The organism is Schaedlerella sp. (assembly GCF_056796775.1).
Map to the genome: position 1 here is coordinate 1 of NZ_JBQIKP010000083.1, position 10708 is coordinate 10708.

The window sequence follows — 10708 nt, forward strand, 5'->3', positions numbered from 1 at the left end:
CCTGCTGATAAAAAATGAATAATGCCAAGTAGCTTCCCCGTGTCAGAGAGAAGCTGCTTGGTATACTCATTTTTAATTTTGGTCAGGGTCTGACCAGTAACTTGAAATGAATGGAAATGTCTAAATGTCTATAAATGGTTTGACAACGGCAATAAAATTGCATATAATATATTTGACAAGACAGCCGGAAGGTGACTGCATCTCACCCGCCCCGGCGAATAATTAAATTAGACTTAAAGAAATAGTCGTCCAGTCATTGCCAGTGAGCGGGACGGCTATTTCTTATTGTTCCTTTTGACGTAATTCAGGATCGACACGATCAATAATGCCACCGATACGATTAGCTAAAGTTCCTCATAAGTACTCATTGCATAAGCACCACCCTTTCCTACAAGACTCGAAACGGGTGGGAGCACGTCCCCCGGCTGCCTTGGCAGATATACTATTTTCAATGTACGGAGCATGAAGCAGATCTGCGTTCTGCATTCGTCCAGCAGGACGAACTGAAGCCGGTTTTGGCCTGGGCCGTCTTTTCAACGGATGCACAAAACAACTGTACAGGGCAAATAGATCGACTAAGACACATCTTCCATAGTCTAAATACCAAATAAATCGGTATGGGTACCGGTACGGTCAAGATATAATTCGTTTCCGCTTACCCGGTATATAAGCAGCCAGTCCGGGGACATGTGACATTCCCGGCGCCCGGTATAATTTCCTTTTAAAGCATGATCCCTGTTTTTCGGTGGAAGCGCCGCCGGTATTCGTAATGTATTGACAACGGCATTTAGCAGGTCGATATTATAGTTTCGTTTTTTACATAGCTTTAAGTCGTGCTTGAATTGCGATGTCAGGTTGAGTTTTAGCATAGGCTATTCCTCCAGGATCTGGGAGAATAATTCCTCTGTTGTCCCCTCAAAGTGCTGGCCGCTCCCTGTCCTTATCATTTCATCTGTTTCAGCCATTGCCGCTATTGTGTCTGCATTTGGTTTGAAATCCGGGTATATATCAATTCCGGACATTTCTCCAAGTCCTTCCAGCATATTGATAACGAAAATCATTTTATCATCTGGTAAACGGTCAATCATGGTCTTTGCTATTTCCTGATAACTCATAGTTGCACTTCCTTTCCTGGTTTGTGTATGTGGTTTTGGTGCAAATTTTTGTTGTTCTGTCGCTGGGGGAGAAGGGAATTTACTCTTTACCCCTGCTCCGTAAATACCAGTGCCCCTGCCTCTGATTTGACGCGCCAGTTTTGGATTGTCCGTTTTTCGAACAGGTGACGGATTCCAAATGGGCTTGGTCAGTATTCATCCTGAAAGACGAGAACCTCCCCGATCGGGTGCAAGGATGGGCCATTTCAGCCCTACCTGACAAATAATTGGTGGTCAGTCCTTCTCCTGGGAGGAATTGCGCCGGCGCAAATTGCTATTCGGTATATTTTTTTATCTCGGTTAACTCATTAACACGTTTCCGCGCTTCATTTTTACCATTATCATTTAAAATACGGTAGTCTTGAAGCATTCCTAATTCATCAAGTGGGAGGCCATTTTCCAAATCTTTTGCATATTCTTCGGATGAATAGCTTGACCAATCGTCTATTAAATCGCTGAGATAGACATTCAGAGAAGATGCTATTTTGCGTATTGTATTGAGTGAAGGTTTTAGCCTTCCATTTTCATATTTGCGCAAATTCGCTTCGTCAATTCCACATAATTCCCCCAGTTTTTTTTGTGTGAGTTTTTGTTCTATTCTAATTCGTTTTATATTGTCACCTGTCATTTTATCACCTCAAAAATAGTATAACATATTTAAAAATAAAATAACAGGTAATAAATAACCTTTTTTGCACTTGACAGGTAATAATACACCTCACACACTGTATTGTAACAGGTGATTAAATACCTGTCAATAATGAAAAAGGAAGGTGAAGAAATGTCGAAAGTAATGACCAGTTTAAAAATCAGCCAGAATAAGGTGCAGCTTCTCATGGCTGGAAAGTGCATGAATCCATACGATTTATGCGGTTCTTCGGGAATCAGTTACGCGTCTTATCGAAGGATCATGAGAGAAGGTGGCTGTAAAATTGCTACGTTGGGCAAGATCGCAAAGGCTCTCGAATGTAAAGTAACTGAAATTATTGAATAAAGCGAGGTGAGAAAATGAGATTAGACAAAACAAAGGTTCTTCTGCTGATGGCAGATTTCAGCATGAACCAGAAAGAATTGGCGGGGAAAGCCGGGATATCACGGCAGACGCTTTCGGCTGTCATGAGCGGCCGGAGCTGCAGACCGGCGCTCTTGGGTAAAATTGCCCGGGCTCTGGAAGTGAAACCCGAAGAGATCATAGAACTGTAAAAACACACGTGGCGGTGCCTTTTGAAATGGATGGAGCGGCTGCTGCATGGCAGCGGGAAGGAGTGGACATGACGCAGGAAAAATTTAAAACAATGATGGACGAGCTGAACGCCGCAGAGATCGAGCGCCTTGGCGTGGGCTCCAGGGAGTTTCAGGAGCGGCACCAGGTTATGCAGAATCACCACGTAAAAATCAGGAAAAACAATGGTTTTATATAGTTATAAAGTGGTGGAAAATTCAAGTTATTATGGTATAATGCTGAAAAGAAGGTTACGATTCAGTTACTGTTCACGCGGTGCCGTGCGCTTGCTGCTAACACGATTCACAGACGGACAGACTGTGAAGCGTAACCGGACGAAACCAGGACAGGGAGAGTATCTATGGCACATGAGCATAAGATCCGCTCCGTTCAGCCCGGGAGTATTGCTTGGGAGATGGGCATCAAGCCGGGGGACCGGCTGCTCTCGGTGGACGGACAGGAGATCGAGGATGTATTTGATTATCGTTATTATATAGAAGAAGAGGAGATCCTGCTGCTGATCGAGAAGCCGGACGGCGAGCAGTGGGAGCTGGAGATAGAGAAGGAGATTTACGAAGACCTGGGGCTGGAATTTGAACAGGGGCTGATGGATGAATACCGTTCCTGCCGGAACAAGTGCATTTTCTGCTTCATCGACCAGATGCCGCCTGGGATGCGGGATACGCTGTATTTTAAGGACGATGATTCCCGGCTGTCCTTCCTCCAGGGCAACTATGTGACGCTGACCAACATGAGCGAACACGATATTCGGCGGATCATCCGATTCCATTTAGAGCCCATCAACATTTCCTTTCAGACCATGAATCCCAAGCTTCGCTGCAGGATGCTGCACAATCGGTTTGCCGGGGAAGCTTTGAAAAAGGTGGACATGCTCTATGAGGCCGGGATCGAGATGAACGGGCAGATCGTCCTGTGCAAGGGCTTCAATGACGGGGAAGAGCTGGATCGGAGTATCCGGGAACTGACCCGGTACCTGCCTTTCCTGCGTAGCGTGTCCGTGGTGCCCGTGGGGCTGACCCGGTTTCGGGAGGGGCTGGAGCCTTTGGAGCCCTTTACAGGGGAGGAAGCCCGGAAGGTGCTGGAGCTGATTCATGGATGGCAGGAACGCCTGTATCCGGAACATGGCCTGCACTTCATCCACGCCAGCGACGAGTGGTACATCCTGGCCGGGGAGGAACTGCCGGAGGAGGAGTCCTATGACGGGTATCTGCAGCTGGAAAACGGGGTCGGGATGCTGCGTCTGCTTCTGAACGAATTTGCAGAGGCATTGGACGAGGAGAAGGGTGACCAAGAGGAACGGAGACTTTCTCTTGCCACCGGGCTTCTGGCCGCGCCTTATCTGGAACGGATGGCAGAGCAGCTTCGGGAAAAGTTTCCCCGTACAGAGGTCATGGTCTGCCCGGTGAAAAATGAATTTTTCGGGGAGCAGATCACGGTGTCGGGGCTGATCACGGGGCAGGACCTGGTGAAGCAGCTTTCCGGGAAGGATCTGGCGGAGCGGCTTTTGCTCCCCTGCAATATGCTGCGTGCCGAGGAAGACGTATTTTTAGATGATTTTACGGTTTCCCAGGTAGAGAGTGCTTTACAAGTGCCGCTGAATATTGTAAAATCAAGCGGTCAGGATCTGCTGGACGCAATCCTGGCAAGGAATCCTGACGCAGAGAGACCGTGATTATGCCTTTATAAATACGGCAGAATATCTGACAGATATATAGGGATTCCAAACCGAAACCAATCAGGGATGAAACGGACCGGAGAGCAAAAAAACAGCCTTCGGTCAGAATACAGGAAGGGATATAGAAGATGAGTAAACCAGTAGTAGCAGTAGTAGGCCGCCCCAATGTGGGAAAGTCTACGTTATTCAACGCCCTGGCGGGAGGCATGATCTCTATCGTGAAGGATACGCCGGGGGTGACAAGGGACCGGATCTATGCGGACGTGAGCTGGCTGGACCGGGAGTTTACCATGATCGATACGGGAGGCATCGAGCCGGACAGCAAGGATATCATCCTCTCCCAGATGCGGGAGCAGGCGCAGATCGCCATCGACACGGCGGATGTCATTATCTTTATCACCGATGTTCGGCAGGGGCTTACAGACGCGGACTCCAAGGTAGCGGATCTGCTTCGGCGTTCCGCCAAGCCGGTAGTCCTGGTGGTAAACAAGGTGGACAGCTTTGAGAAGTTCATGCCCGATGTATACGAGTTTTACAATCTGGGGATCGGCGACCCCATTCCCATCTCGGCGGCCTCCCGGCTGGGGCTGGGGGACATGCTGGATGTGGTGATCTCCCATTTCCCGGAAGGGGCCGGCACGGAAGAGGAGGATGAACGTCCCCGGATCGCCATCGTAGGGAAGCCCAATGTGGGAAAATCCTCCATCCTCAACAAGCTGGCCGGGGAGAACCGGGCCATTGTATCGGATATCGCGGGAACCACCCGGGATGCCATCGACAGTGTAGTAAAATATGACGGAAGGGAATATGTACTGATTGATACGGCGGGGCTGCGCAGGAAGAGCAAGATCAAGGAAGAGCTGGAACGCTACAGCATCATCCGGGCGGTGACGGCAGTGGAGCGCGCGGATGTAGTGCTGATGGTCATTGACGCGGTGGAAGGGGCCACCGAGCAGGACGCCAAGATTGCGGGGATCGCCCATGAGCGGGGCAAAGGCGTGATCATCGTGGTCAATAAATGGGATGCCATTGAGAAAACGGATAAGACCATGCGGGAGTATGAGAATCAGATCCGGCAGATTTTGTCCTTTATGCCTTATGCGGAGATCATGTATGTGTCGGCCATGACCGGACAGCGCCTCACCAAGCTGTATGACAGGATCGATATGGTCATTGCCAACCAGACGCTTCGTGTGGCTACCGGGGTGCTCAATGAGATCCTCAGCGAGGCGGTGGCTATGCAGCAGCCTCCGTCGGACAAGGGCAAGCGGCTGAAGCTCTATTATATGACCCAGGTTGCGGTGAAGCCGCCGACCTTTGTGATCTTCGTAAATGACAAGGAGCTGATGCATTTTTCCTACACAAGGTATCTGGAAAATAAGATCCGGGAGGCGTTTGGATTCCGGGGGACGGCACTGAAATTCTACATCAGAGAAAGAAAGGAAAAGGGGCGGTAGGATCATGGAACGTATCATCTGTCTGGCAATCGGTTATATATGCGGGCTTCTGCAGACCGGATATCTGGTCGGCAAAATGAACCACGTGGATATCAGGAAGGAAGGGAGCGGAAACGCAGGCTCCACCAACGCGCTCCGGGTTATGGGCTGGAAAGCGGGCACCATGACCTTTGCGGGCGATGTGATCAAATGCCTAGCGGCGGTCCTGATCGCGCGGTACCTTTACCGGGATACCGAGTATGTGCCGCTGCTTGCCATGTATGCGGGAATGGGCGCCACATTGGGGCATAATTTCCCGTTTTATCTCAAATTCAAGGGTGGCAAGGGAATCGCGGTATTGGCCGGGCTGGTACTGGCGACAGGGTTCGTGATGGTGCCGATCCCGCTGACCGCATTTTTGATCGCGGTCCTTTTGACACGGTATGTATCTCTGGGGTCGCTTCTGGCCTCCTCCATGTTTTTCCTGGAGGTGCTGTTTTACGGACAGCTGGGAGGCTTTGACATGGCATTTCGGTATCGGATGGAGCTGTACGTGCTCGTGTTCCTGCTGATGGTACTGGCCTGGGTGCGGCACAAGGAGAATATCAAAAGACTGCTGGCAGGTACGGAGAATCCGTTCAGGAGCAAGAAATAACTCGGGATCGGCTTGAAAAAAACAGGAAAGGAAACTGTCAGGACAGTTTAGAAGGTGAGAATATGGCGAATATCGGTGTGATCGGCGCAGGAAGCTGGGGAACAGCGCTCAGCGTTCTGCTGTATAACAATGGAAATGAAGTGGCGGTGTGGTCCATTGACCCTGCGGAAGTGCAGATGCTCAATGAAAAGCGGGAGCATGAGAAAAAACTGCCGGGCGTGAAGCTGCCGGAGGATATGAAGATTACGGGAGACCTGGAAGGGACGATAAAAGGAAAGGATTTTCTGGTCCTTGCGGTGCCATCCCCGTTTACCAGGGCGACGGCAAAAAAGATGTCTCCTTTCGTTGCAGAGGGGCAGATCATTGTAGATGTGGCAAAGGGGATTGAGGAGAGTACTCTGATGACCCTCTCCCGGCAGATTGAGGAAGAGATTCCCCAGGCGGATGTAGCGGTGCTGTCCGGCCCCAGCCATGCGGAGGAAGTGGGACGGGGGCTGCCCACCACCTGCGTCATCGGGGCGCGGACGAAGAAAACGGCGGAATATCTCCAGTCTGTCTTTATCAGTAAGGTATTCCGGGTCTATACCAGCCCGGATATCTTAGGGATTGAGCTGGGCGGCTCCCTGAAAAATGTGATCGCTCTGGCGGCCGGGATCGCGGACGGCCTGGGCTACGGCGACAATACCAAGGCCGCGCTGATTACCAGAGGAATTGCGGAGATTGCAAGGCTGGGAGTGAAGATGGGCGGAAGGATCGAGAGCTTTACCGGGCTGACCGGTATCGGCGACCTGATCGTGACCTGCGCCAGCGTCCACAGCCGGAACCGTAAGGCAGGCTTCTTGATCGGGCAGGGCAGGACCATGGAGCAGGCCATGGAAGAGGTCCAGATGGTGGTGGAAGGTGTGTATTCCGCTAAAGCCGCTAAAAAGCTGGCCCAGCAGTATCAGGTATCCATGCCCATCGTGGAAGCGGTCAATGAAGTTCTGTTCGAGGGAAAGAACCCGGCAGAGGCCGTGGACGGGCTGATGATGCGTGCTTCCCGCAGCGAAAACGCATCGCTGCCCTGGGAGGAATGATGATACGGAATGCCAGATGATTCATCTGCTGTGAGTACGAAAAGAGTATGAATCGCAAAACCAGGGCCTGTCACACCAGTGGAGTCTGATGTGGCAGGCCTTGGCTTTATTTTTATAAAATTAGTGCATGGGACAGCCCTGTGCCGGGCAGATCTCCCGCGCTTCCCGCAGAAGCGCCCGTTCATAGATCATTTCCCCGGCAATGCTGACTGCGATCTCTTCCGGCGTCACTGCCTTGATGGCCGTACCGATAGGGGCGTGTACCCGGGAGAGGACGTCCTTTTCGATACCGCATTCCAGAAGCTTTTGATTCACAAAGGCCGTTTTGCGCCGGGAGCCGATGACGCCCACATAGGCAGGCGGATTTTGCAGGACCTGGCGCAGTACGTCAAAATCATGGGTGTGGCCGTTGGTCATGACTACTACATAGTCTGACGGAGTGAGGTCCAGATAATCGGAAATATGAAAATAATCGCCGCAGAGGACGGTTTCCGCCTCAGGAAAGAGCTTCGGGAGGGAAAGCTCCGGCCGGTTGTCTATTACCGTGATACGGAAACCAATCCTGCTCAGCACAGGCACCAGCGCCTGGGTGCAGTGTCCGCCGCCGAAGATCACGGCACGGTCCTGTACCGGAAGGGGCATGGTGAAGGAAGTCGTTGTTTTCCGGCATTTCATATCGGAAGATGGCAGAGCGGCACCAGTACGGGACGGCAGGGGAGGTGCTGCTGTCTGCCCGGATTCTCCAGGGGAATCGCAAACCTCCGGGAAGATACCGGGAACCGGCCTGCCCTCGTTATCCAGCAGAGCGGGGAGGGAACCATCCAGATGCAGCACGAGCTGCCCCGGCTGATGTGCGCTGAGCATGACCAGCACTCGGGAGACAAGCCGTTTCCATTCCTTTGCGGCAGGATCGATATACTGAAAAAAGACCGAGATCTCACCCCCGCAGACCATACCGAGATCGTTTCCGGCCTGTTCTCGGAGCTTGAAGCAGTATTCCCCGGAGCACTTCTTTTGGAGTAGTGTACGGGCCGTTTCCTCCGAACGGTGTTCCGCGGCGCCGCCGCCGATGGTGCCGCAGAGCCGTCCGCCTTCTCCGACAAGCATCTGGGCTCCGGCGCCCCGGGGCGAGGAGCCGCTTTTTGATGTAATGGTGACGAGCATCAGGTCATGGTGATGCTCCAGCTCCTCTGATATTTTAGAAAAAACAGCATTCATATCAGGATTCCTTTCTTACGGTTTAAAAAAGTATAGCATATTTTTGGATTTTATCATACCCCCCTTTTTTTCTGCATACATTGTTATCAGCAGAACAAGGGGGTATTTTTATGGACTCATTTCAGTTATACAAGGATATGAAAGCAAGGACCGACGGGGAAATCTATATCGGCGTGGTCGGTCCGGTTCGGACAGGCAAGTCAACCTTTATCAAACGGTTTATGGATCTGCTGGTCCTTCCCAACATGACCGATGAAAACAGCAGGGAACGTACGAAGGATGAGCTGCCCCAGTCGGCATCCGGCACCACGATCATGACCACAGAGCCGAAATTTGTCCCCAAGGACGCGGCCTCCATCCAGCTCTCGGAGGATGTGGAGGTGAAGATCCGGCTCATCGACTGTGTGGGCTTCATGGTAGAGGGGGCTTCCGGGCACATCGAGAACGACACGGAGCGGCAGGTGAAGACGCCCTGGTTTGAGTACGAGATCCCGTTTACAAAGGCGGCGGCCATCGGGACCCAGAAGGTCATCCACGACCATGCCACCATCGGTCTGGTGGTCACGACGGATGGCAGCATCTGCGACCTGCCCCGGGAAAATTATGTGGCGGCGGAGGAGCGGACCATCCAGGAGCTGCAGTCCATCGGAAAACCATTTATCATTTTGCTGAACTGCACCAAGCCATATACGGATGAGGCACAAGCTTTGCAGGCCGCCATGGAGGAAAAATACAAAACCGCCGTGCTCCCTGTGAACTGCGAGCAGCTCAAGGAGGAGGATGTGAACAACATCATGCGCCAGGTGCTGTATGAATTTCCCATTTCCGAGGTGGAATTTTTTGTTCCCAAGTGGGTGGAAATGCTGTCCAGAGAGCACCGGATCAAGCAGGATCTGCTGGCGGCCGTAAAATTTATGATGACAGAGCTGGATGATATCCGCAGTGTGACATCGGGGATCCCGGAGGTGGAAAGTCCGTACATAGAAAAAATCCTGGTTGACAAGATCGAGATGGATACCGGAAAGATCCGCATCCTGATCCGGTTCGCGGAGCAGTTCTATTATGAAGTCTTAAGCGAACTCACCGGAACACAGATCCAGGGAGAGTATGAGTTGATCTCCGTGATGAAGGAGCTGGCCGCCATGAAGGAGGAATACACCCAGATCAAGGACGCGTTCGCGGATGTGAAGATGAAGGGCTACGGGGTGGTGAGCCCGAAGAAGGAGGAGATTGCCCTGGAGGAGCCCATGATCATTAAGCAGGGCAACAAGTTCGGTGTGAAGATCCATTCCGAGGCGCCGTCTATCCACATGATCCGCGCCAATATCGAGACGGAGATCGCGCCCATTGTGGGAAGCGAGAAGCAGGCCCAGGACCTGGTGGAATATATCAAGGCGGAGAGCGAGACCGAGGAAGGCGTCTGGGGAACCAATATTTTCGGGAAATCCATCGAAGAGCTGGTTATGGACGGCATGCGCAACAAGATCACCATGATCAACGACGAGAGCCAGGTAAAGCTCCAGGATACCATGCAGAAGATCGTCAATGACAGCAACGGGGGACTGGTGTGCATCATCATCTGACCCGGCCCGGTAGCGGGGGTTGAGTTATAGTAAGACCAAGTTAGCAGAAGCCTTATAAACACAGGGTTTGCGCTGATTTGGTCTATTTTCATTTTTATCTAATAAAAAAGCTGAATCCCTTGATTTTTCGAGGTTTTCAAGCTTCTAAATACCACTGCAAAAAACGGCGCAAAACCTGAATCACTGAGGTTTTGCGCCGTGTACTGCGGATGGTGGGACTTGAACCCACACGAGGTCACCCCCGCAAGATTTTGAGTCTTGTGCGTCTGCCATTCCGCCACATCCGCTTATCCGGCCTGAAAAGTATTGAATACATCCTCTTCAAACCAGAATTAATCTTAACACATCCGAATCATTTTTGCAATACCTTATATCAGTTTTTTTCCAATCTCGAAGCAGTCGAAGGTTGCAAAGTAGTCGGCAGGGGTCTCCGCGCGGCGGATCAGTTCCACGCTTCCGTCCTCCCTCAGTAGAAGCTCAGCGGATTTCAGCTTTCCATTATAATTATACCCCATGGCAAATCCGTGTGCCCCTGTGTCGTGGATGACCAGATAATCTCCCAGGGCGATCGGGAGTTCGACACTTCCCATTACCCAAAAACTTCTTAAAGCCTTATTTTAGGCTTATTTTTTTGTCAAATTTTCCCTATTTTTATGTTGTATGTGCTG

The 10708-nt window shown here is 51.4% G+C and carries 12 protein-coding genes, 1 tRNA gene and 1 pseudogene; 8 read left to right on the top strand and 6 right to left on the bottom strand.

Annotated features, from left to right (window positions below; all coding sequences use genetic code 11):
• Positions 1-596 precede the first annotated feature (596 nt).
• The 3 genes from ACTOY7_RS20900 to ACTOY7_RS20910 all read right to left on the bottom strand — a co-directional run bounded on the left by ACTOY7_RS20900 (position 597) and on the right by ACTOY7_RS20910 (position 1782).
• A complete protein-coding gene (locus tag ACTOY7_RS20900; protein ID WP_160284163.1) occupies positions 597-869 on the bottom strand; it encodes a type II toxin-antitoxin system YafQ family toxin in 273 nt (90 codons plus the stop codon).
• A gap of 3 nt (positions 870-872) precedes the next feature.
• Positions 873-1115 carry a hypothetical protein gene (locus ACTOY7_RS20905; RefSeq protein WP_160284162.1) on the bottom strand — a complete coding sequence of 81 codons (243 nt, stop codon included), beginning with the start codon at positions 1113-1115 and terminating at the stop codon, positions 873-875.
• Between the two features lie 313 nt (positions 1116-1428).
• Complete coding sequence (locus ACTOY7_RS20910) at positions 1429-1782, bottom strand: helix-turn-helix domain-containing protein (protein WP_482672378.1); 354 nt, start codon at positions 1780-1782, stop codon at positions 1429-1431.
• 153 nt (positions 1783-1935) lie between these two features.
• On the opposite strand from ACTOY7_RS20910, the gene ACTOY7_RS20915 reads away from it, so the two are divergent.
• The 7 genes from ACTOY7_RS20915 (at position 1936) to ACTOY7_RS20945 (ending at position 7239) form a co-directional block, all read left to right on the top strand.
• The gene (locus ACTOY7_RS20915; RefSeq protein WP_160284160.1) at positions 1936-2148 is read left to right on the top strand and encodes a helix-turn-helix domain-containing protein; all 213 of its coding nucleotides are present in this window, start codon (positions 1936-1938) and stop codon (positions 2146-2148) included.
• Between the two features lie 14 nt (positions 2149-2162).
• Complete coding sequence (locus ACTOY7_RS20920) at positions 2163-2357, top strand: helix-turn-helix domain-containing protein (RefSeq protein ID WP_160284159.1); 195 nt, start codon at positions 2163-2165, stop codon at positions 2355-2357.
• Between the two features lie 68 nt (positions 2358-2425).
• Positions 2426-2575 carry a hypothetical protein gene (locus tag ACTOY7_RS20925; protein ID WP_482671787.1) on the top strand — a complete coding sequence of 50 codons (150 nt, stop codon included), beginning with the start codon at positions 2426-2428 and terminating at the stop codon, positions 2573-2575.
• 162 nt (positions 2576-2737) lie between these two features.
• Complete coding sequence (locus ACTOY7_RS20930) at positions 2738-4069, top strand: DUF512 domain-containing protein (RefSeq protein ID WP_160284157.1); 1332 nt, start codon at positions 2738-2740, stop codon at positions 4067-4069.
• A gap of 131 nt (positions 4070-4200) precedes the next feature.
• The gene (der, locus tag ACTOY7_RS20935) at positions 4201-5529 is read left to right on the top strand and encodes a ribosome biogenesis GTPase Der (RefSeq protein ID WP_160284156.1); all 1329 of its coding nucleotides are present in this window, start codon (positions 4201-4203) and stop codon (positions 5527-5529) included.
• Between the two features lie 4 nt (positions 5530-5533).
• Entirely contained in the window at positions 5534-6163 is a 630-nt protein-coding gene (plsY, locus tag ACTOY7_RS20940; RefSeq protein WP_482671788.1) for a glycerol-3-phosphate 1-O-acyltransferase PlsY, read from the top strand.
• Between the two features lie 62 nt (positions 6164-6225).
• Positions 6226-7239, top strand: a complete 1014-nt coding sequence (locus ACTOY7_RS20945; RefSeq protein WP_160284154.1) for an NAD(P)H-dependent glycerol-3-phosphate dehydrogenase — start codon at positions 6226-6228, stop codon at positions 7237-7239.
• A 120-nt stretch (positions 7240-7359) separates the two neighbouring features.
• Here the strand turns inward: ACTOY7_RS20945 and ACTOY7_RS20950 are convergent, their stop codons facing one another.
• A complete protein-coding gene (locus tag ACTOY7_RS20950; RefSeq protein ID WP_160284153.1) occupies positions 7360-8457 on the bottom strand; it encodes an XdhC family protein in 1098 nt (365 codons plus the stop codon).
• Between the two features lie 110 nt (positions 8458-8567).
• Here ACTOY7_RS20950 and spoIVA point away from each other — a divergent pair, with 110 nt between their 5' ends.
• The gene (spoIVA, locus tag ACTOY7_RS20955) at positions 8568-10040 is read left to right on the top strand and encodes a stage IV sporulation protein A (protein WP_160284152.1); all 1473 of its coding nucleotides are present in this window, start codon (positions 8568-8570) and stop codon (positions 10038-10040) included.
• A gap of 204 nt (positions 10041-10244) precedes the next feature.
• On the opposite strand, the gene ACTOY7_RS20960 is transcribed toward spoIVA, so the two are convergent.
• Both ACTOY7_RS20960 and ACTOY7_RS20965 read right to left on the bottom strand, forming a co-directional pair.
• Positions 10245-10327: transfer RNA gene (locus ACTOY7_RS20960), tRNA-Leu, on the bottom strand.
• 81 nt (positions 10328-10408) lie between these two features.
• Positions 10409-10609: pseudogene (locus ACTOY7_RS20965) on the bottom strand (diaminopimelate decarboxylase); the annotation flags it as partial.
• Positions 10610-10708: the final 99 nt, after the last annotated feature.

Coding starts and splice junctions, on each gene's coding strand:
- ACTOY7_RS20910 (WP_482672378.1), bottom strand. CDS start 1,782: ATGACAGGTGACAATATAAAACGAATTAGAATAGAACAAAAACTCACA.
- ACTOY7_RS20920 (WP_160284159.1), top strand. CDS start 2,163: ATGAGATTAGACAAAACAAAGGTTCTTCTGCTGATGGCAGATTTCAGC.
- der (WP_160284156.1), top strand. CDS start 4,201: ATGAGTAAACCAGTAGTAGCAGTAGTAGGCCGCCCCAATGTGGGAAAG.
- ACTOY7_RS20905 (WP_160284162.1), bottom strand. CDS start 1,115: ATGAGTTATCAGGAAATAGCAAAGACCATGATTGACCGTTTACCAGAT.
- ACTOY7_RS20945 (WP_160284154.1), top strand. CDS start 6,226: ATGGCGAATATCGGTGTGATCGGCGCAGGAAGCTGGGGAACAGCGCTC.
- ACTOY7_RS20915 (WP_160284160.1), top strand. CDS start 1,936: ATGTCGAAAGTAATGACCAGTTTAAAAATCAGCCAGAATAAGGTGCAG.
- ACTOY7_RS20930 (WP_160284157.1), top strand. CDS start 2,738: ATGGCACATGAGCATAAGATCCGCTCCGTTCAGCCCGGGAGTATTGCT.
- spoIVA (WP_160284152.1), top strand. CDS start 8,568: ATGGACTCATTTCAGTTATACAAGGATATGAAAGCAAGGACCGACGGG.
- plsY (WP_482671788.1), top strand. CDS start 5,534: ATGGAACGTATCATCTGTCTGGCAATCGGTTATATATGCGGGCTTCTG.
- ACTOY7_RS20950 (WP_160284153.1), bottom strand. CDS start 8,457: ATGAATGCTGTTTTTTCTAAAATATCAGAGGAGCTGGAGCATCACCAT.
- ACTOY7_RS20900 (WP_160284163.1), bottom strand. CDS start 869: ATGCTAAAACTCAACCTGACATCGCAATTCAAGCACGACTTAAAGCTA.
- ACTOY7_RS20925 (WP_482671787.1), top strand. CDS start 2,426: ATGACGCAGGAAAAATTTAAAACAATGATGGACGAGCTGAACGCCGCA.